20 protein-coding genes are annotated in these 21,282 nt (G+C 53.1%); 16 read left to right on the top strand and 4 right to left on the bottom strand.

Going from position 1 to position 21,282, the window contains the following annotated elements; genetic code table 11:
• The first annotated feature begins 14 nt into the window (after positions 1-14).
• Together ygjK and ACHHZ7_RS10170 are read left to right on the top strand one after the other, a co-directional pair.
• Complete coding sequence (ygjK, locus tag ACHHZ7_RS10175) at positions 15-2,366, top strand: alpha-glucosidase (RefSeq protein WP_060683157.1); 2,352 nt, start codon at positions 15-17, stop codon at positions 2,364-2,366.
• A 229-nt stretch (positions 2,367-2,595) separates the two neighbouring features.
• Positions 2,596-4,614: an FAD-dependent oxidoreductase gene (locus ACHHZ7_RS10170; protein ID WP_032945075.1), complete on the top strand. Its 2,019-nt coding sequence runs from the start codon at positions 2,596-2,598 to the stop codon at positions 4,612-4,614.
• Between the two features lie 53 nt (positions 4,615-4,667).
• On the opposite strand, the gene rlmG is transcribed toward ACHHZ7_RS10170, so the two are convergent.
• Positions 4,668-5,804: a 23S rRNA (guanine(1835)-N(2))-methyltransferase RlmG gene (gene rlmG, locus ACHHZ7_RS10165; protein WP_008785866.1), complete on the bottom strand. Its 1,137-nt coding sequence runs from the start codon at positions 5,802-5,804 to the stop codon at positions 4,668-4,670.
• A gap of 82 nt (positions 5,805-5,886) precedes the next feature.
• Here rlmG and ACHHZ7_RS10160 point away from each other — a divergent pair, with 82 nt between their 5' ends.
• The 4 genes from ACHHZ7_RS10160 (at position 5,887) to sstT (ending at position 10,185) form a co-directional block, all read left to right on the top strand.
• Complete coding sequence (locus tag ACHHZ7_RS10160) at positions 5,887-6,387, top strand: M48 family metallopeptidase (RefSeq protein ID WP_003828546.1); 501 nt, start codon at positions 5,887-5,889, stop codon at positions 6,385-6,387.
• A gap of 72 nt (positions 6,388-6,459) precedes the next feature.
• Positions 6,460-7,458: a Gfo/Idh/MocA family protein gene (locus ACHHZ7_RS10155; protein ID WP_060683156.1), complete on the top strand. Its 999-nt coding sequence runs from the start codon at positions 6,460-6,462 to the stop codon at positions 7,456-7,458.
• Between the two features lie 271 nt (positions 7,459-7,729).
• Positions 7,730-8,698 (top strand): TerC family protein, encoded by a 969-nt coding sequence (locus ACHHZ7_RS10150; protein ID WP_048216385.1) that lies wholly within the window; start codon positions 7,730-7,732, stop codon positions 8,696-8,698.
• Between the two features lie 242 nt (positions 8,699-8,940).
• Positions 8,941-10,185 carry a serine/threonine transporter SstT gene (gene sstT / locus ACHHZ7_RS10145; RefSeq protein ID WP_032945076.1) on the top strand — a complete coding sequence of 415 codons (1,245 nt, stop codon included), beginning with the start codon at positions 8,941-8,943 and terminating at the stop codon, positions 10,183-10,185.
• Positions 10,186-10,201: 16 nt separating this feature from the next.
• Here sstT and ACHHZ7_RS10140 read toward each other — a convergent pair whose 3' ends face one another.
• From ACHHZ7_RS10140 to uxaC, 3 genes are all read right to left on the bottom strand, one after another.
• Positions 10,202-10,756: a YgjV family protein gene (locus tag ACHHZ7_RS10140; protein WP_060683770.1), complete on the bottom strand. Its 555-nt coding sequence runs from the start codon at positions 10,754-10,756 to the stop codon at positions 10,202-10,204.
• Positions 10,757-10,894: 138 nt separating this feature from the next.
• Positions 10,895-12,382, bottom strand: a complete 1,488-nt coding sequence (locus tag ACHHZ7_RS10135; RefSeq protein ID WP_395149016.1) for a UxaA family hydrolase — start codon at positions 12,380-12,382, stop codon at positions 10,895-10,897.
• A gap of 15 nt (positions 12,383-12,397) precedes the next feature.
• Entirely contained in the window at positions 12,398-13,810 is a 1,413-nt protein-coding gene (gene uxaC / locus ACHHZ7_RS10130; protein ID WP_003024811.1) for a glucuronate isomerase, read from the bottom strand.
• A gap of 471 nt (positions 13,811-14,281) precedes the next feature.
• Between uxaC and ACHHZ7_RS10125 the strand changes: the two genes are divergently transcribed.
• From ACHHZ7_RS10125 to yqjG, 10 genes are all read left to right on the top strand, one after another.
• Positions 14,282-15,583, top strand: coding sequence for an MFS transporter (locus ACHHZ7_RS10125; protein WP_048215487.1), 1,302 nt, complete (start codon positions 14,282-14,284; stop codon positions 15,581-15,583).
• Positions 15,584-15,717: 134 nt separating this feature from the next.
• Complete coding sequence (exuR, locus tag ACHHZ7_RS10120) at positions 15,718-16,494, top strand: transcriptional regulator ExuR (RefSeq protein ID WP_003828559.1); 777 nt, start codon at positions 15,718-15,720, stop codon at positions 16,492-16,494.
• 348 nt (positions 16,495-16,842) lie between these two features.
• Positions 16,843-17,505, top strand: a complete 663-nt coding sequence (gene yqjA, locus ACHHZ7_RS10115) for a DedA family general envelope maintenance protein YqjA (protein ID WP_003828561.1) — start codon at positions 16,843-16,845, stop codon at positions 17,503-17,505.
• Between the two features lie 18 nt (positions 17,506-17,523).
• Positions 17,524-17,892 carry an EnvZ/OmpR regulon moderator MzrA gene (gene mzrA / locus ACHHZ7_RS10110; RefSeq protein ID WP_162623447.1) on the top strand — a complete coding sequence of 123 codons (369 nt, stop codon included), beginning with the start codon at positions 17,524-17,526 and terminating at the stop codon, positions 17,890-17,892.
• A gap of 148 nt (positions 17,893-18,040) precedes the next feature.
• The gene (locus tag ACHHZ7_RS10105; protein WP_032941739.1) at positions 18,041-18,409 is read left to right on the top strand and encodes a DUF1090 domain-containing protein; all 369 of its coding nucleotides are present in this window, start codon (positions 18,041-18,043) and stop codon (positions 18,407-18,409) included.
• A 33-nt stretch (positions 18,410-18,442) separates the two neighbouring features.
• Positions 18,443-18,748 carry a YqjD family protein gene (locus ACHHZ7_RS10100; protein ID WP_003024832.1) on the top strand — a complete coding sequence of 102 codons (306 nt, stop codon included), beginning with the start codon at positions 18,443-18,445 and terminating at the stop codon, positions 18,746-18,748.
• 2 nt (positions 18,749-18,750) lie between these two features.
• Positions 18,751-19,146, top strand: a complete 396-nt coding sequence (locus ACHHZ7_RS10095; RefSeq protein ID WP_003828567.1) for a phage holin family protein — start codon at positions 18,751-18,753, stop codon at positions 19,144-19,146.
• Positions 19,146-19,445: a YqjK-like family protein gene (locus ACHHZ7_RS10090; protein WP_003828569.1), complete on the top strand. Its 300-nt coding sequence runs from the start codon at positions 19,146-19,148 to the stop codon at positions 19,443-19,445. The genes ACHHZ7_RS10095 and ACHHZ7_RS10090 overlap by 1 nt, the downstream gene beginning before the upstream one ends.
• Before the next feature lie 173 nt (positions 19,446-19,618).
• Positions 19,619-20,011, top strand: a complete 393-nt coding sequence (locus ACHHZ7_RS10085) for a DoxX family protein (RefSeq protein ID WP_003024847.1) — start codon at positions 19,619-19,621, stop codon at positions 20,009-20,011.
• Positions 20,012-20,200: 189 nt separating this feature from the next.
• Positions 20,201-21,187 (top strand): glutathionyl-hydroquinone reductase YqjG, encoded by a 987-nt coding sequence (yqjG, locus tag ACHHZ7_RS10080; protein ID WP_008785878.1) that lies wholly within the window; start codon positions 20,201-20,203, stop codon positions 21,185-21,187.
• The last annotated feature ends 95 nt before the right edge of the window (positions 21,188-21,282 follow it).

The raw sequence follows: 21,282 nt of genomic DNA, 5'->3' as shown, positions 1-21,282 counted from the left end.
AGGACCGGAATACCATGAACATGAAACCTATTCTTACGCCGCTGGCCTGTATTCTGCTGATGAACTTCTCCGCACATGCCGCCAGTGCTAACGACTTTAAAAACATCATTAATCGCACCGGTGCGCCGGGCTACATGCATGACTACGATCACGACGACCACCAGCGCTTTAATCCATTTTTCGATCTTGGCGCCTGGCACGGTCATTTGCTCCCGGACGGCCCTGCAACGATGGGCGGCTTTCCAGGCGTGGCGTTGCTGACCGAAGAATACATCAATTTTATGGCCAATAATTTTGACCGTCTGACGGTGTACCAGCACGGTAAAAAGGTCGATTTCGCGCTTGAGGCCTACAGCATTCCCGGCGCGCTGGTGCAAAAGCTGTCATCTAAGCATGTGCAAATAGAGATGACGCTGCGTTTTGCCAGCCCGCGCACCTCGCTGCTGGAAACCAAAATCACCAGCAACACGCCGCTGGATCTGGTGTGGGACGGCGAGCTGCTGGAGAAACTGGAAGCCAAAGAGGGAAAAGCGCTATCGGATAAAACCATTGATAGCGAATTCCCTGGCTATCAGCGCAAAATCACCGCCACGCACGACGGTCTGAAAGTCACCTTCGGCAAAGTGCGCTCAACCTGGGATCTGCTCACCTCCGGTGAGTCGGAGTATCAGGTGCATAAATCTGTCGCTATGAAAACCACGGTTAACGGTCATCGCTTTACGGGGAAGGCCCATATCAGCGGTTCGACAACTATTTACACCACCTGGTCTCATCTGCTTACCGCCGAGGATGTAGCGAAAGAGCAGCCGCAGATCCGCGATATTCTGGCGCGCCCGGCCTGGTATCTTGCTGCATCACAAAAGCGCTGGGCAGATTATCTGCAAAAAGGCTTAACCAACCCGGATGCCACAACGGAACAAACCCGGGTCGCGGTAAAAGCTATTGAAACGCTAAACGGCAACTGGCGCTCGCCAGGCGGTGCGGTAAAACACAATACCGTGACGCCATCGGTCACCGGCCGCTGGTTCTCCGGCAACCAAACCTGGCCGTGGGACACCTGGAAGCAGGCCTTCGCTATGGCGCACTTTAACCCGGAGATCGCCAAAGAGAATATTCGCGCCGTCTTTTCATGGCAGGTTAAACCCGGTGATCCGGTTCGCCCGCAGGATGCCGGATTCATTCCCGACCTGATTGCCTGGAATCTCAGCCCGGAACGCGGCGGCGACGGCGGTAACTGGAACGAGCGCAACACCAAACCCAGCCTGGCGGCGTGGTCGGTGATGGAGGTCTACAACGTTACCAAAGACAAGGCCTGGCTCGAAGAGATGTATCCAAAGCTGGTTGCGTATCACGACTGGTGGCTGCGTAACCGCGATCACAACGGCAACGGCGTGCCGGAATACGGTGCTACCCGCGATAAAGCCCACAATACTGACCGCGGCGAAATGTTGTTTACGGTGAAAAAAGGCGACAAGGAAGAAACGCTCTCCGGGCTTAACAACTACGCCACCGTGATCGATAAGGGTCAGTATGACGGCCTGGAGATCCCAGCACAGGTTGCCGCCTCGTGGGAGTCCGGTCGTGACGATGCGGCTGTATTCGGTTTTATCGATAAAGATCAACTGGATAAATACGTCGCGGGCGGTGGAAAACGCAGCGACTGGGTGGTGAAATTTGCCGAAAACCGCAGTAAAGACGGTAATTTGCTGGGTTACTCGCTGTTGCAGGAGTCAGTCGATCAGGCCAGCTACATGTACAGCGACAACCATTATCTGGCGCAGATGGCGACCCTGCTCGGCAAACACCAAGAGGCGCAGCGCTATCGCCAACTGGCGCAAAACCTCGCAGATTACATCAACACCTGCATGTTCGACCCGGCAACAAAATTCTTTTATGACGTTCGTATTGAGGACCAACCGCTGGCAAACGGCTGCGCGGGTAAACCGATCGTCGAACGTGGCAAAGGGCCGGAAGGCTGGTCGCCGCTGTTTAACGGCGCAGCAACGCAGCCCCATGCGGACGCAGTGGTTAAGGTGATGCTCGACCCCAAAGAGTTCAACACCTTTGTCCCACTTGGCACAGCGGCGCTGACCAACCCGGCTTTTGGTGCGGATATATACTGGCGCGGGCGCGTCTGGGTGGATCAGTTCTGGTTCGGGCTAAAAGGGATGGAGCGTTACGGCTATCGCGATGACGCGTTAAAACTGGCGGATACCTTCTTCAGCCACGCCAAAGGCCTCACCGCTGACGGTCCGATTCAGGAAAACTATAACCCGCTGACCGGAGCACAGCAGGGCGCACCGAATTTCTCCTGGAGCGCGGCGCATCTCTATATGCTGTATAACGATTTTCTTAAAAAACAGTAATCTGTGACATAACGCCGGATGGCGCTTCGCTTATCCGGCCTACAAAGACACATTTTCACAGGCCGGATTAGGTGCTTGCACCGATATCCGGCATATTCGTCCTCTGGCTCCACTCCTTTTTTGAATCCCATCACAATCACGGCATTCCCCTTTTCCCTTTTACGCGGCGACGGCTAAATTATTAACTCATCCGACCACATAACAATAATTTTACATACTGGACACCTTTATGAGCTATCCGTCGCTGTTCGCCCCGCTCGATTTAGGCTTCACCACGCTTAAAAACCGCGTGCTGATGGGTTCAATGCATACCGGGCTGGAAGAGTATCCCGATGGTGCAGAACGGCTGGCCGCGTTCTACGCCGAGCGCGCTCGTCACGGCGTAGCGTTAATTGTGAGTGGAGGTATTGCGCCTGCGCTTTCCGGCGTGGGGATGGAAGGCGGTGCGATGCTGAACGACACCAGCCAGCTTGCTCACCATCGCGTCATTACCGATGCTGTGCATGATGAAGGCGGCAAAATCGCCCTGCAAATCCTGCATACCGGACGTTACAGCTACCAGCCGCATCTGGTGGCGCCTTCTGCTATTCAGGCCCCCATTAACCGCTTTACGCCACATGAATTAACGCACGATGAAGTGCTGCAGTTGATTGAAGATTTTGCCCACTGCGCACAGCTGGCGCGGGAAGCGGGCTACGATGGCGTGGAAGTGATGGGGTCGGAAGGGTATCTCATCAACGAATTCCTGACACTGCGTACCAACCAGCGCGATGACCAATGGGGCGGTGAGTATGCCAACCGCATGCGGTTTGCCGTTGAGGTGGTGCGAGCGGTACGTCAGCGTGCCGGGAATGACTTTATTATTATCTTCCGCCTGTCGATGCTCGATCTGGTGGAAAACGGCGGAACCTTCGACGAAACCGTTCAGTTGGCGCAGGCTATAGAAGCCGCGGGGGCCACCATTATTAACACCGGTATTGGCTGGCATGAGGCACGTATTCCCACTATCGCTACCCCGGTACCGCGCGGTGCGTTTAGTTGGGTGACGCGTAAGCTGAAAGGGCATGTGACAATCCCACTGGTCACCACCAACCGCATTAACGATCCCCAGGTCGCCGATGACATTCTGGCCCGTGGCGATGCCGATATGGTGTCGATGGCCCGTCCGTTCCTCGCTGATGCCGAACTGCTGTCAAAAGCGCAAACCGGACGAGCGGATGAGATCAACACCTGTATCGGCTGTAACCAGGCCTGTCTGGATCAGATCTTCGTCGGCAAAGTCACCTCTTGCCTGGTCAATCCGCGCGCCTGCCATGAAACCAAAATGCCGATTGTTGCGGCAGCTGTGCCAAAGAACCTGGCGGTTGTCGGTGCGGGTCCTGCGGGCCTCGCCTTCGCCATTAATGCCGCAGCGCGCGGGCATCACGTGACGCTGTTTGACGCACATGGCGAGATTGGCGGGCAGTTTAATATCGCCAAACAGATCCCTGGCAAAGAAGAATTCTATGAAACCCTGCGCTACTACCGTCGGATGATCGACGTAACTGGCGTGACGCTGAAGCTGAATCACTTTGTCAGCGCACACGATCTGCACACCTTCGACGAAGTGATCCTTGCCAGTGGGATCGAGCCACGCATGCCGCCGATCGAGGGGATCGATCATCCTAAAGTGCTGAGCTATCTCGACGTTCTGCGCGATAAGACGCCAGTGGGTAAACGCGTGGCGATCGTGGGCTGCGGCGGGATCGGTTTTGATACCGCAATGTATCTGAGTCAGCCCGGTGAACCCACCAGCCAGAACATTGCGGAGTTCTGCGTGGAATGGGGGATCGACACCAGCCTGCAACAGCCTGGCGGCTTACGCCCGGAAGGCCCGCACTTATCCCGCAGCCCGCGCCAGATAGTGATGCTGCAGCGCAAAGCCAGCAAACCGGGGCAAGGTTTAGGTAAAACGACGGGCTGGATCCATCGCGCCACCCTGCTCTCACGCGGCGTGAAAATGATCCCGTCAGTCAGCTATCAGAAGATTGATGATGATGGGTTACACGTTGTGTTGAACGGTGAACAGGTGATCTTTAACGTGGATAACGTGGTGATTTGTGCCGGACAAGAGCCGCGCCGTGAGCTGGTCGATCCGCTGCACGCGGCAGGTAAAACGGTGCATCTGATCGGCGGCTGCGATGTGGCGATGGAACTGGATGCCCGACGCGCTATTGCGCAAGGCACCAGGCTGGCACTGGAAATTTAACAGGATGTATTTCGTAGGCCGGATAAGGCGTTAGCCGCATCCGGCACCCGCTATTACCGACGACGACCGGTTTTGACCGCTTTCAGCACCACGAATTTATTATTGGTGGCGATGGTCACGCAGTTGCCGAATATCTTCTTCAGCTTGTGGAAGTAGTCGAGGTGACGGTTAGCCACAATATACAGCTCACCGTTGATTTTCAGGCAGCGACGGGCGTGGTGGAACATTTCCCAGGCAATGTTATCCGTCAGCGCGTGCTTCTGGTGGAACGGTGGGTTGCACAGCACAGCGTTAAAGCGGAACGGTTCAACACCAGACAGCGCGTTGTTAATCATAAACTCGCAGCGATCCAGCGCTTCAGGCATGTTACTTTCCACGTTCAGGCGGCTTGAAGCCACCGCCATTGGCGATTCATCAACAAATACCACACTGGCTTCTGGATTTTTCGCCAGCAGCGTCATACCGATGACGCCGTTGCCGCAACCGAGATCAACAATCTCCCCTTCAAGGTTTTCCGGCAGATGCTCGATAAAAAAGCGCGCGCCGATATCCAGCCCGGTACGGGAGAAGACGTTGGCGTGGTTATGGATAGTCCAGTCGGTGCCTTCCAGCTTCCAGCTTAGCGTTTGCGAGGCAGCGGCCAGCTCCGGTTTGCTGAACGTACAGTTGATCAATCGGGCTTTTTTCCACGCCAGCGTAGTGGTGGTTGGACCCAACACTTTTTCAAACAGTTCCAGCGTCGAGGTATGTACATCACGCGCTTTTGCCCCGGCGATGATGCGCGTTTCTGGCGTTACCACTTCGCGCAGCGCACGCAGTTGCTGCTCCAGCAGCGCCATGGTTTTTGGCAGCTTAATCAGCACCACGCCCGGCGCCTGCGGATAGTCAGCGGTACTGTCGAGGAACTTGACGCTCGACTCGGCAATATCGTTGTGACGCAGGTTCTCGCGCGTGGCAAGCTCGCTAAGATAGGAATCGCCGATGCTGTACGGCGTATGTTCCGCCAGCGCACAGCCCAGCGCGCCGAAGGTATCATTCAGGATCAGCACCGGGCCGCTAATCTCGGTATCGTCCAGCTGTTGCAGCAGATATTCATCTGCAGCTTCCCACGCCAGCAGCGGGTTAACGTCATCCGTTTCCGGGAAACGTTTAAGTGACAGCGAACGGAAACCGTTGTCTATGTGGCTCATCGGCCCTCCTGAATGGTAAAATTTCGGCGTATCCCTGAAAAGGGTGCGTGAGTATACACTTTTATGATTTGCGTGGACATGAATGAACCAACTAACTTACCTCCAGGGCTACCCGGAACATTTGCTTTCTCAAGTGAGAACGCTGATTGCTGAGCAGCGCCTGGGCGCAGTGCTGGAGAAGCGCTATCCGGGTACGCATGACTTCGCGACCGACAAAGCGCTCTGGCAATATACTCAGGATCTGAAAAATCAGTTTCTGCGTAACGCCCCGCCGCTGAATAAAGTCATGTATGACAGTAAGATCCACGTTCTGAATAATGCGTTGGGGCTGCATACCGCCGTTTCTCGCGTGCAGGGCGGTAAGCTCAAAGCCAAAGCGGAGATCCGCGTCGCCACCGTGTTTCGCAGCGCCCCGGAACCCTTTTTACGCATGATCGTCGTTCATGAACTGGCGCATCTGAAAGAAAAAGAGCACGACAAAGCGTTTTACCAGCTTTGCTGTCATATGGAGCCTCAGTATCATCAACTGGAGTTCGATACCCGCCTGTGGTTAACGCAACAATCGTTAAAGCAAACTGCGTAGTCGCGCACTGGCTTTGTCTTCAGGGCATGCTAAATTGACGAAAGAATCCCTTTTCGCAGCCTGAAGGCCTTTATGATACGTTTCGCAGTAATTGGCACAAACTGGATCACCCGCCAGTTTGTCGATGCCGCCCATGAAACCGGCAAGTATAAGTTAACCGCAGTCTATTCTCGTAGCCTTGAGCAGGCGCAGACCTTCGCCAACGATTACCCTGTCGAACATCTGTTTACCTCGCTGGAAGCGATGGCGCAAAGCGAGGCGATCGACGCCGTCTACATAGCCAGTCCAAACTCTTTGCATTTCCCGCAGACCGAGCTGTTTTTGCGGCACAAAAAGCATGTTATTTGCGAAAAGCCGCTGGCCTCCAATCTGGCGCAAGCCGAAGCCGCTATCGCCTGCGCGCGTGAGAATCGGGTCGTGCTGTTTGAAGCGTTTAAAACCGCCTACCTGCCTAATTTCCTGCTGTTACAGCAATCACTACCCAGAGTAGGAAAAATCAGGAAAGCGTTTATCAATTACTGCCAGTACTCCTCGCGTTACCAGCGCTATCTGGACGGTGAAAATCCGAACACGTTTAATCCGGCGTTCTCCAATGGCTCGATTATGGATATCGGTTTTTACTGCCTGGCCTCGGCGGTTGCGCTGTGGGGCGAACCGCAGAGCGTTCAGGCCAGCGCCAGCCTGCTGGAAAGTGGCGTGGATGCCCACGGCGTGGTAGTGCTGAATTACGGTAATTTCAGCGTTACGCTCCAGCACTCAAAAGTAAGCGACTCGGTATTAGCCAGTGAAATTCAGGGCGAGTCGGGATCGCTGGTCATCGAGCATATCTCCGAATGCCAAAAGGTGTGCTTCGTGCCACGCGGTGGGAAAACGCAGGATCTGACGACGCCTCAACACATCAATACTATGCTGTATGAGGCAGAGGCTTTTGCCCATTTGGTTGAATCCGGCGAAGTGGATCACCCGGCACAGGCCGTCAGCCGTATCACCGCCAAACTGCAAACGGAGATTCGCCGCCAGACCGGCGTGGTTTTCCCGGCAGACGAAGCGGAAACATCGCTGACTGCGTAAAGGTGTGTAAAACGAATGTTGCAGGCCATTGACTGAAAGCATGGCCTGTAATATTTTGTAACCCGCAAAGGGGAGTAACTTCGTTGTCGGTTGATCGTCATTACGATGTGTGAAAAACCACATCCGGTCACCGGGCGATAGCAAAGGAATACGCCACCGTATTCCTTTGTTGTTGTAAGTGAGACCTTGCCGAATGGCAAGGTCTATGCATAAAAAGCAGCGGCTAACGTCATTCGGCGTTGGCCGTTTTTTTTATGCATGGGGAAATACAATGAATACTGTCGGCACACCGTTGTTATGGGGTGGCTTCGCTGTCGTAGTAGTAATTATGCTGGCCATCGACCTGCTGTTGCAGGGGCGTCGTGGCGCGCATACGATGTCAATGAAGCAGGCTGCAGCCTGGTCTATCGTCTGGGTAACGCTCTCGTTACTGTTTAACGCCGCCTTCTGGTGGTACCTGGCGGAAACCCAGGGGCGCGCCGTTGCCGACCCACAGGCGCTGGCGTTCCTTACCGGCTATTTGATCGAAAAATCACTGGCGGTAGATAACGTCTTTGTCTGGTTGATGCTGTTCAGCTACTTCTCCGTACCGCCTGCGTTGCAGCGTCGGGTACTGGTGTATGGCGTGCTGGGTGCGATTGTGCTGCGTACGATCATGATCTTCGCGGGCAGCTGGCTTATCACCCAGTTTGAGTGGCTGTTATACGTGTTCGGCGCGTTCCTGTTGTTTACCGGCGTGAAGATGGCGCTGGCGAAAGAAGATGCCTCCGGTATTGGCGACAGACCGTTAGTACGCTGGCTACGCGGTCATTTGCGCATGACCGATACCATCGAAGATGAAAAATTCTTCGTGCGTAAAAACGGCCTGCTGTTTGTTACGCCGCTGATGCTGGTGTTGATTCTGGTTGAGCTGAGCGATGTGATTTTTGCCGTCGACAGTATTCCGGCTATCTTTGCCGTGACCACCGACCCGTTCATCGTGCTGACCTCGAACCTGTTTGCTATTTTGGGTCTGCGTGCGATGTACTTCCTGCTGGCGGGCGTGGCGGAGCGTTTCTCCATGCTGAAGTACGGCTTGTCGGTCATTTTGGTGTTTATCGGTATTAAGATGCTGATCGTCGATTTCTACCATATCCCGATCGCTATCTCGTTAGGCGTGGTATTTGGCATTCTGTTTGTGACGCTGGTTGTTAACGCGTGGGTCAACCACCAGCACGATAAAAAGCAGCAAATACAGTAAGTTTCATCTGCTAGCTGAAAAGCCCGACAGCACACTGCGTGCGTCGGGCTTTTTGTTTATCATGTCAAAATAATGTTAACCCAAAGTTATAAAATATGATCTCAACGCGGAATCCAGGATATTTCGCTTCCCGAACCGCGTTCTTTCCTTATACTCAGCCATGCAAACATTTGCCCGATCCTGAAAGATGCGTCAACAGAACGCACAAAGGTAAGGCAACAACACAATGAAAGGATTACTACATGACTACGCAACGTTCATCGGGGCTGCTCTCGCGTTTGGCGCAAGGGAGCCTGGTTAAACAAATTTTGATCGGTTTGGTACTGGGGATTTTACTGGCACTGGTGTCAAAACCTGCGGCTGAAGCCGTTGGTTTGCTGGGTACGCTGTTCGTCGGCGCATTAAAAGCCGTCGCGCCAATTCTGGTTCTGATGCTGGTGATGGCTTCTATCGCCAACCACCAGCACGGACAAAAAACCAATATCCGCCCCATTCTGTTCCTCTACCTGCTCGGAACATTTTCAGCGGCATTAACCGCCGTTGTCTTCAGCTTTGCTTTCCCATCAACACTGCATCTTTCCAGCAGCGCGGGGGATATCGTACCGCCGTCCGGGATTGTTGAAGTGATGCGCAGCCTGCTGATGAGCATGGTTTCTAACCCAGTTGATGCCCTGCTTAACGCTAACTATATCGGTATTCTGGTATGGGCCGTTGGTCTGGGCTTTGCACTGCGCCACGGTAATGAAACGACCAAAAATCTGGTCAATGATATGTCCAACGCCGTCACCTTTATGGTGAAACTGGTGATTCGTTTCGCGCCAATCGGTATCTTTGGTCTGGTCTCCTCTACGCTGGCAACCACCGGTTTCGCCACGCTTTGGGGCTACGCCCAACTGCTGACCGTACTGGTAGGCTGTATGCTGCTGGTGGCGTTTGTGGTCAACCCACTGCTGGTCTTCTGGAAAATTCGCCGTAACCCGTATCCGCTGGTGCTGGCCTGTCTGCGTGAAAGTGGCGTGTATGCCTTCTTTACCCGCAGTTCGGCGGCAAATATTCCGGTGAACATGGCACTGTGTGAGAAGCTGAATCTGGATCGTGATACCTATTCGGTGTCTATTCCGCTGGGCGCCACCATCAATATGGCGGGCGCGGCGATCACCATTACCGTACTGACGCTGGCGGCGGTGAATACGCTGGGTGTTCCGGTTGATTTACCGACGGCGCTGTTACTGAGCGTGGTGGCTTCGCTGTGTGCCTGTGGTGCATCGGGCGTGGCGGGCGGTTCTCTGCTGCTGATCCCGCTGGCGTGCAACATGTTCGGTATCCCGAATGACATCGCCATGCAGGTTGTTGCCGTTGGCTTTATCATCGGCGTATTGCAGGATTCCTGTGAAACGGCGCTGAACTCTTCTACAGACGTCCTGTTTACCGCTGCAGCCTGCCAGGCAGAAGACGAGCGTCTGGCAAATAACGCCCTGCGCGGCTAATCCCTACGCCCCTCCGTCATCGGGCGGAGGGGTTCTCTTCTTGTACGCTTTTTTCAATTTTGAACGGATCAATTCCGCGTTTTTGCATTCGCCGGAAACGAATAATGTTCAGACCGTTCATTACCAGAAAACTCCCTTCGATCATCGTCCCACCAATCGACCCCAGCCAGAAATTATGGGTAACCCAACAGGCGGTTGCGCACCACATGACGCAGCGCACGGTTAACCCTTTGCAGCGAAACAGCGCCCAGGTGCTGGCCAGCGTGCCAATTATCGGCAACAGTTCCATCGCATGCTGTAATTTCGCCAGCCCGAGAACCAGGGTGAGGACAATAAAAACGGTCATTACCCACAGTTTGCGGGTATGCATTGAGACAAGTGTGCGGATGGTGTTGAGTTCTGCGCTCATTCCCGCAGGCCAGGCCCCCATCAGGAAAAAATGCACGCCGATGGTGGCGCTATAGACGGCGAGTTGCAGCCGGAACCGGCGCTCATCGCGATTGAAAAAGGTGGTAATGCCGATCAGAAAGGCGATGACACCTACGCCCTGGGCCAGCCAATACGCGGTCATGCAAGCAACCCCAATTCTATCTCGTAGGCCGGATAAGGCGAGTTCGCCGCCATCCGGCAACGGTTTGTGCCTGATGGCGCTGCGCTTATCAGGCCTACGGTTTGCGCAGACCTGCATGCAGGTACCATCAGGTATTTACTACAACGTTACGCCGCTTTTAAATATCGCTAACTCTCTAAAATCATTCCGCTCGTTGCAGGTTTGCTTGCCGTTGGCGAACTCGACGATGGTATCGACAAATTCTTCCAGTAACTGCGGCATCGCTTTGCCGTGGATCAACTGTCCAGCGTCAAAGTCGATCCAGTGCTTTTTCTTCGCCGCCAGCTCGCTGTTGGTAGCAATTTTCACCGTCGGCACAAAACCACCGTACGGCGTACCGCGACCGGTACTGAACAGCACCATATGACAGCCCGCGCCCGCCAGGGCACTGGTCGCCACCGCATCGTTACCCGGTCCGCTCAGTAGATTCAGACCATGCGTCTTCAGACGTTCGCCGTAGCGCAGTACGTCCACCACCTGGCTGGAGCCTGCTTTTTGCGTGCAGCCGAGAGATTTATCTTCCAGCGTGGTGATACCGCCCGCTTTGTTACCCGGCGATGGGTTCTCGTAGATCGGCTGGTCGTGAGCAATGAAGTACTGCTTGAAGTCATTGACCATGGTGACCAGCTTGCCAAAGGTTTCTTCATCGCGGCAGTGGTCCATCAGCAGTTGCTCGGCGCCGAACATTTCCGGTACTTCGGTCAGTACGGTGGTGCCGCCGTTAGCAATCACGTAGTCAGAAAAACGACCCAGCATCGGGTTGGCGGTAATACCAGACAGGCCGTCAGAGCCGCCGCATTCCAGACCAAACTTCAGCTCGCCCAGTTTACCCGGCTCACGCTTATCGTTACGCATCACGTTGTACAACTGGTGAAGATGTTCAATCCCCGCTTCCACTTCGTCTTCCTGATGTTGGCAGACCATGAAGTGAACGCGCTCAGGATCGTACTCGCCTAAGGTTTCGCGGAAGGCATCAACCTGGTTGTTTTCACAACCAAGGCCAACCACCAGCACCGCACCCGCATTCGGGTGACGAACCATGTTTTGCAGCATGGTGCGGGTGTTAATGTGGTCGTCGCCGAGCTGTGAACAGCCGTAGGTGTGGCTGAAGAGATGCACGCCGTCGATTCCTTCGGCGTCGTTAGTCTCTTTCAGAAAACGGTTCTGCATCTGGCGCGCCATGGCGTTAACACAGCCTACCGTCGGTAGGATCCACAGTTCGTTGCGCACGCCAACATCCCCGTTGGCACGACGGTAGATCTGCACATCACGATCCGCCGATTGTGCAACTTCCGCCTGAAAATCAGGGTGGTAGCTATACGTGTCCAGGTCGCTCAGATTGGTGCGCGTGTTGTGAGCATGAATATGCTCACCCGCCGCAACGTCCACCAGCGTATGGCCAATTGGCAAACCGTATTTAATGACGTTTTCGCCTTTCGCAATATCGCGTAAAGCGAATTTATGGCCACGAGAGACCGCCTGACGCAGGGTTACCGCCTGCCCATCAACGGTGACTTCGGTTCCTTCAGCCAAATCAGCGAGCGCTACCGCGACGTTATCCAGCGCATGGATCTTGATGTATTGCATACCTTCACCCGGGCCTTAGTTCAGTTCAATGGCGAAGTAATCACGCGCATTGTTAAAGCAAATATTTCTGACCATCTCACCCAGCAACTGGATATCTGCCGGTGCTTCACCTGCAGCAACCCAACGGCCAATCATCTGGCACAGAATGCGACGGAAGTATTCATGGCGCGTGTATGACAGGAAGCTACGGCTATCGGTCAGCATGCCGACGAAACGGCTCAGCAGGCCGAGCTGGGCCAGCTGCGTCATCTGACGTTCCATCCCGTCTTTCTGATCGTTGAACCACCAACCGGAACCGAACTGCATCTTGCCCGGCATACCTTCGCCCTGGAAGTTGCCGATCATGGTGCCCAGCACTTCGTTATCACGCGGGTTCAGGCAGTAGAGAATGGTTTTCGGCAGCAGGTTCTGTTCGTTCTGCTTGCTCAGCAGTTTGGACAGTTCTTCAGCCATCGGACGGTCATTGATGGAGTCGAAGCCAACATCCGCGCCCAACAGTTTGAACTGGCGCAGGTTGTTATTACGCAGCGCGCCGATGTGGTACTGCTGTACCCATTCGCGACGAGCATATTCCGCACCAAGGAACACCAGCACGGCGGTTTTAAACTGGGCAACTTCATGCTCACTCAGGGTTTCACCCGCCAGGCGACGCGCCAGAATGCTATCCAGTTCAGATTCGTTAGATTCGGCAAACAGCACCACGTCCAGCGCGTGGTCAGAAACTTTACAGCCGTGAGCCGCGAAGTGATCCAGACGTTTGGTCAGTGCAGCTTGCAGATCGCTGAAGCGGCGGATATCCGTGTCAGACACTTCACCAAGCTTCGCCATGTAGTCATTAAAGGTCGCCAGCTCAATGTTAAAGGCTTTATCCGGACGCCAGCTCGGCAGCACTTTCACATCAAAGCTTCCGTCTTTAGCAACGGCCGCATGATGCTCCAGAGAGTCGATCGGGTCATCGGTGGTACCAACCATTTTCACATTCATCTGCTGCATGATGCCGCGCGCGGAGAATTTATCCTGCGCCAGCAGCTCGTTGCACTGGTTCCAGATTTCGTCGGCAGTCGCAGGAGACAGCAGCTTACCTGTAATACCAAACGGGCGACGTAATTCGAGGTGGGTCCAGTGGTACAGCGGGTTACCGATAGTGTGCGGAACCGTGGCGGCCCATGCGTCAAACTTCTCGCGATCGGACGCATCGCCGGTACACAAGCGCTCAGCGACGCCATTAGTACGCATCGCACGCCATTTGTAGTGATCACCCTTCAGCCAGATGTCATACAGGTTATTAAAACGGTAGTTTTCAGCGATTTGTTGCGGTGGTAAATGGCAGTGGTAATCGAAGATCGGCTGGTCTTTGGCGTAATCATGGTACAGACGGCGGGCAAATTCGGTGTCCAGCAGGAAATCTTCAGTCATAAACGGGGTCATTATCGTCTTCCTCTCAACGAGTGCGTCAGATTGCTTATGTTTTGATGTTGACAAAGTTATCACACCAATTTCCATACACTGAAGATATTTTCGTGAGTTAGATCAACAAATGGTGACAAAAAAATTACTCTCAAAGAGGTAAATCACGCGTCAAGCCGCGCCAGTGCTGGCTTTGCTGAATCGAAATAATGACCACACGAAGATTCACACTTTTGTGATGGCACTCACCTTTTAAAGCTGTATGACAAGTTATCTTTTGGCCGTCGCGATACATAAGCCGACGGAATGCAAATTACCGATGTATCACCATCGGATTGACCGGTACGGAAACCGAATTAGCACAATTATTGACATGGCAAAGTTCGGGGAGTACCGGCTTTTTTTCGGTCCCCCCTCGTAAAAGAACATCCTCCGCCCTGAACTGGAAGATGACCGCTCGTTCGCGGACATAACAAAACGATGAGGTTTTACATGCGTAAAATTAAAGGGTTACGTTGGTACATGATTGCACTGGTGACGCTTGGCACCGTGCTGGGTTACCTGACACGTAACACTGTGGCGGCAGCTGCGCCAACTCTGATGGAAGAGTTACACATCTCCACTCAACAGTATTCCTATATCATCGCAGCGTATTCTGCTGCTTACACCGTAATGCAACCCGTTGCCGGCTACGTGCTCGATGTGCTCGGCACAAAAGTTGGTTACGCGATGTTCGCCGTTCTGTGGGCCGTCTTCTGCGGCGCGACCGCACTGGCTGGCAGTTGGGGTGGACTGGCGCTGGCGCGTGGCGCGGTAGGTGCCGCTGAAGCCGCAATGATCCCTGCGGGTTTGAAAGCCAGTTCTGAGTGGTTCCCGGCAAAAGAACGTTCAATTGCCGTGGGGTACTTTAACGTCGGCTCTTCTATCGGTGCGATGATTGCTCCGCCGCTGGTCGTCTGGGCAATCGTCATGCACAGCTGGCAGATGGCATTCATTATTTCCGGTGCGCTGAGCTTCATCTGGGCGATGTGCTGGCTTGTGTTCTACAAACACCCGCGCGACCAGAAAAAACTGTCTGATGAAGAACGTGATTACATTCTGAATGGTCAGGAATCACAGCATAAAAACAACACCTCGAAAAAAATGTCGCTCGGTCAGATCCTGCGTAACCGCCAGTTCTGGGGCATCGCGCTGCCGCGTTTCCTGGCAGAGCCGGCCTGGGGTACCTTCAACGCCTGGATCCCGCTGTTCATGTTTAAAGTCTACGGCTTTAACCTGAAAGAGATTGCGATGTTTGCCTGGATGCCGATGCTGTTTGCTGACCTGGGCTGTATCGTTGGGGGCTACTTACCGCCGCTGTTCCAGCGCTGGTTCGGCGTTAACCTGATCGTTTCACGTAAAATGGTCGTCACCATGGGCGCATTGCTGATGATTGGCCCAGGGATGATTGGTCTGTTCACCAGCCCGTACATTGCTATCGCCCTGCTGTGCGTCGGAGGCTTTGCTCACCAGGCGCTGTCCGGTGCGCTGATTACGCTTTCTTCTGACGTATTTGGTCGTAATGAAGTGGCAACGGCAAACGGTCTGACCGGTATGTCCGCCTGGCTTGCCAGTACGCTGTTTGCACTGGTTGTTGGCGCACTGGCTGACACTATCGGCTTTAGCCCGCTGTTCGCCGTACTGGCGGTATTCGACCTGCTCGGCGCACTCGTTATCTGGACGGTCTTGCAAAACAAATCGGCCAGCGAGGTCGACTCGGGATCACAGACTGGCGATCCCGCTCCGCAAAATTAACCCGCTGCTTTTCATCAAGGGTATATAATGCAAAGCCGCCAGTCATCTGGCGGCTTTTTTATCGCCGCGAGTGGAGCAGTAATCGCAAAAGTGGTATAACAAATATAGTCTGCCGTATCATGCCTGGAGCGCATATGGAAATCACCGAACCACGACGTTTGTACCAACAACTTGCAGCTGATCTGAAAGAACGCATTGAGCAAGGCGTCTATCTGGTGGGTGACAAACTCCCTGCCGAGCGCTTTATCGCCGATGAAAAAAATGTCAGCCGTACCGTGGTTCGTGAAGCAATTATCATGCTCGAGGTAGAGGGTTACGTTGAGGTGCGCAAAGGATCGGGGATCCACGTCATTTCCAACCAACCCAGACATTATGTTGCGCCAGATGAAAACCTGGAATTTGCCAGCTACGGTCCTTTCGAGCTGCTCCAGGCGCGTCAGCTCATTGAGAGTAACATTGCCGAGTTTGCCGCCACCCAGGTGACCAAACAGGACATCATGAAGCTGATGGAGATTCAGGAGAAATCACGTAACGAAAAAAGCTTTCGTGACTCCGAGTGGGATCTCCAGTTCCATGTGCAGGTCGCCCTGGCAACGCAGAACTCGGCTCTGGCCGCGATTGTTGAAAAAATGTGGACTCAGCGTATTCACAACCCCTACTGGAAGAAATTGCACGACCACATCGACCTGCGCACGGTTGATAACTGGTGTGATGACCATGACCAGATCCTTCGGGCGCTGATTCGCAAAGATCCTCATGCCGCCAAACTTGCGATGTGGCAGCATCTTGAGAACACGAAGCAGATGCTGTTTAACGAAACCAGCGATGATTTTGAGTTCAATGCGGACCGTTATCTATTTACCGAAAATCCGGTCGTTCATCTCGATACAGCGGCTAACAGCGCAAAATAAACAATCTTATCAATGCAGGCGCGACCACGCGCCTGTTTCTGACACTTGGTAAGCGTTAGGTATAAAGTGTCAGCCTGTGTAAATCCTCTCGCCTCCCTCCATTGCGATAAGCAAAATCACAGTTCAACAACCGTAATTTCTATAACGGACTACGTTGACCTTTGTTACAATTAGATGCTGTTTGAATTTTTGTGTTTAAGAGCTTGCTAACTTCACAACTTTACAGGGAATAGTTCAGGCCGTGAGTTTGTAACAGACCACAAGTCATGTAAAAAATATTAATAAAATCGTGGTGTTACAAAATCCAGAAAACCGGCATGACGACAACCGATTCTCCAGGAATATTGAATGGAACTACTGACTCAATTACTAAATGCTTTATGGGCTCAGGATTTTGAAACGCTGGCCAATCCTTCCATGATTGGCATGCTCTATTTTGTACTCTTTACTATTTTGTTTCTGGAAAACGGACTGCTGCCAGCAGCCTTTTTACCTGGCGACAGCTTGCTGGTACTGGTCGGCGTACTTATTGCCAAAGGCGCAATGGGTTTTCCGCAAACGGTACTGCTGCTCACCACCGCAGCCAGCCTTGGTTGCTGGCTCAGCTATATACAAGGTCGATGGTTGGGTAATACCCGCACCGTGCAAAACTGGTTATCTCATCTTCCTGCACATTATCATCAGCGTGCGCATCATCTGTTCCATAAGCATGGCTTGTCTGCGTTGCTGGTCGGCCGCTTTATCGCGTTTGTCAGAACATTACTGCCGACCATCGCAGGATTGTCCGGCCTGAACAATGCGCGCTTTCAGTTCTTCAACTGGATGAGCGGACTGCTTTGGGTCCTTATTCTCACATCGCTGGGCTATCTGCTGGGCAAAACACCGGTGTTTCTCAAATATGAAGATCAGCTGATGTCTTGCCTGATGCTGCTTCCTGTGGTGTTACTGGTGTTTGGTCTGGCAGGTTCACTGGTTGTTCTTTGGAAAAAGAAATACGGGAACCGAGGGTAAATTATGCTGAAATCATGCATAACGCTCCGACGACTTGCCTGGTCCACCACTTTTATGTTGTTCATCGGCGCGTTGCTCCTGACCTGGTCGGTCATTCGCCAGCAGGAGTCAACGCTTGCCATTCGTGCCGTAAACCAGGGAGCCAGCATGCCTGATGGCTTCTCTATCTGGCATCACCTGGATGCCAACGGCATTCGTTTTAAAAGCATCACTCCGCAAAATGACGCCCTGCTGATTACCTTTGATTCCAGTGCACAGAGCGCAGCGGCGAAGGTCGTACTGGATCGAACGTTACCGCACGGTTTCGTTATCGCTCAGCAGGATGATAATAATCAGGCGGTTCAGTGGTTATCCCGCTTACGTGAGACCCCACACCGTTTTGGTTAATTTCCAGGAATCTGAATTAGATCACTCACTTTGGTGATTTCACCGTTTAGCGCCTATGATTAATAAACTGGGTTTATGACCCAACGCTTTATTATTCTGGAGCATCGACCCTAAACGACGAGGTCGAATCACAATGGAAGGTTCAAGAATGAAATACCGCATCGCTTTGGCAATTAGCCTTTTCGCTCTCAGTGCCGGCAGCTACGCCACCACCCTCTGTCAGGAAAAAGAACAAGACATTCAGCGGGAGATTAGCTATGCCGAAAAACACAACAATCAGAGCCGTATCAATGGGCTGAACAAAGCGCTGAGCGAAGTCAGAGCTAACTGTACTGACAGCAAACTGCGCGCTAACCATCAGAAAAAGATCGCCGAGCAGAAAAATGAGATTGCCGAGCGTCAACGTGACTTAGCCGAAGCTAAGCAAAAAGGCGATGCGGATAAGGTAGCAAAGCGTGAACACAAGCTTGCTGAAGCTCAGCAAGAGCTAAAAGAACTCGAGACCCGCGATTACTAAGTACGGTAACTAGCCACTCAACTGGAGAAAACTATGTCGAAAGATAATGCTACGGAAAACCTGCGCGCTGAGCTGAAATCTCTTGCGGATACGCTTGAAGAAGTACTTAGCTCCTCTGGCGATAAGTCGAAGGAAGAGATGAGTAAAATTCGCAGCAAAGCCGAACATGCGCTGCGCGAGAGCCGCCATCGTCTGAGTGAAACCAGCGATGTAATCGCCAAACAGACCCGTGAGGCCGCGGCTAAAGCCGATAACTACGTGCGCGAAAACCCATGGACAGGCGTCGGCATTGGCGCTGCAGTCGGTGTGGTGCTTGGTGTACTGCTGTCGCGCCGTTAACAATGGCTGATTCTCAACACGCACAAGGTCCAGGCAAAGGCGTACTGGGTATTGGACAGCGGATCCTGACGATTCTCGTTGAGATCGTAGAAACACGGCTGCGGCTGGCCGTCGTTGAGCTGGAAGAGGAAAAAGCCAATCTCATCCAGATCCTGCTGATGCTTGGGCTGACTATGCTGTTCGCGGCGTTTGGCCTGATGAGCCTGATGGTGCTTATCATCTGGGCCATTGACCCTCAATACCGCCTGAACGCCATGATTGCCACCACCGTTGTGCTGTTGCTGTTAGCGCTGATTGGCGGGATATGGACGCTGCGTAAAGCACGTAAAACAACGCTGCTACGCCATACACGCCAGGAACTCGCTAATGACAGGCAAGCCCTGGAGGATGATGCATAATGAGCAGCAAAGTCGAACGTCAAAAGCGTAAGGCGCAACTGCTTGGACAGATCCAGCAGCAACGGCTGGATCTGTCTGCGACTCGCCGCGACTGGCTGGAAGCCACCGAGGTCTACGATCGTGGCTGGAAGACGCTACTGAACCTGCGTGGCTGGGTGTTGGTCGGGAGCAGTATTATGGCGGTTCGCACCATCCGCAACCCAAATCTGCTGGTACGCTGGGCTAAGCGCGGCTTTAGCGTCTGGAGTATCTGGCGTCTGGTGAAATCGACCATCAGACAGCAGCAACTGCGCGGCTAATCCTTTCCTTGCCCCCAACCTCAAAATTTTTGAAAAATACTGACAGTTTTCCTTGCTAACAATTCTCATTAAGCACGTTTATGATTCTCTCCATCGACAGCAACGACGCGCTCTGCAGCGTCGATGCACAAAAAAACACAATAAGCCGCCTGAGTGGTTTCCTGGAGAGTATGATGAAGAAATTAGAAGATGTTGGTGTACTGGTAGCGCGCATTCTGATGCCAATCCTGTTTATTACCGCAGGTTGGGGAAAAATCACCGGATATGCGGGTACCCAACAGTACATGGAAGCCATGGGCGTCCCAGGATTTATGCTGCCGCTGGTGATTCTGCTTGAGTTTGGCGGCGGTCTGGCAATTCTGTTCGGTTTCCTGACCCGTACAACCGCGCTGTTCACCGCAGGCTTCACATTGCTGACGGCGTTCCTCTTCCACAGCAACTTTGCGGAAGGTGTGAACTCTCTGATGTTCATGAAAAACCTGACCATCGCAGGCGGTTTCCTGCTGCTGGCTATCACCGGTCCAGGCGCATTTAGTATTGACCGTGTACTGAATAAAAAGTGGTAATCAAACTATACCCGTCATTCTTCAAGTTGCAGGTGTGTTGGCTTCACTCAGAAACCCCAGTCACATAGTTATCTATGCTCCTGGGAGTTTCTTCCCTTGCCGCCTTCCTGCAACTCGAATTATTTAGGGTATATACTTATTAAAAGACGAGGGGGTTTACTCCTCGTTTTGCTATCCGGGAGAGAGATAATGGGACAACTGATTGACGGCGTCTGGCATGACACCTGGTACGATACCAAATCAACCGGTGGAAAATTTCAACGTTCAGCATCGGCTTTCCGTAACTGGCTCACCGCGGATGGCGCGCCTGGCCCGACCGGTGAAGGTGGCTTTGCTGCCGAAAAAGACCGCTATCATCTGTACGTTTCTCTGGCCTGTCCGTGGGCGCATCGCACGCTGATTTTGCGCAAACTCAAAGGGCTGGAACCGTTTATTTCCGTTTCTGTTGTGCATCCGCTGATGCTGGAAAACGGCTGGACCTTTGACGATAACTTCCCGGCGGCAACCGGCGATACCCTGTATCAACACGAATTTCTTTATCAGCTCTATTTACACGCCGATCCGCACTACAGTGGTCGGGTCACCGTTCCGGTGCTGTGGGATAAAAAGAACCACACCATTGTCAGCAACGAATCTGCAGAAATCATCCGCATGTTTAACACCGCGTTTGATGCGCTGGGCGCCAAAGCCGGAGATTACTATCCCCCTGCCCTGCAAAGCAAAATCGACGAGCTGAACGGCTGGATTTATGACAACGTTAATAACGGCGTGTATAAAGCCGGATTTGCCACCAGTCAGGAAGCCTACGACGACGCCGTGGATAACGTCTTTCAATCTCTGGCACGACTGGAGCAGATCCTTGGGCAACATCGCTACCTGACCGGCGACCAGCTAACCGAGGCCGACATTCGCCTGTGGACCACGCTGGTACGCTTTGATCCCGTGTATGTCACCCACTTCAAGTGCGACAAACACCGGATTAGCGACTATCTGAACCTGTACGGTTTCCTGCGTGATATCTACCAGATGCCGGGTATTGCGGAAACCGTCAATTTCGATCATATCCGCAATCACTACTTCCGTAGCCACAAAACCATTAACCCGACCGGCATTATTTCTGTTGGGCCGTGGCAGGACCTCAACGAACCTCATGGGCGTGACGAGCGTTTCGCATGATATACACAGGCCCCCATTTGGGGGCTAAATAATTAATACCGTAAATATTTACCATCATTTCATTCACGGCTATTCTTAATTTGATTACTTTAAAA

This window comes from Citrobacter freundii complex sp. 2024EL-00216 (assembly GCF_043945515.1).
Lineage (GTDB): Bacteria > Pseudomonadota > Gammaproteobacteria > Enterobacterales > Enterobacteriaceae > Citrobacter > Citrobacter portucalensis.
This window is presented reverse-complemented; position numbering and strand designations above follow the sequence as displayed.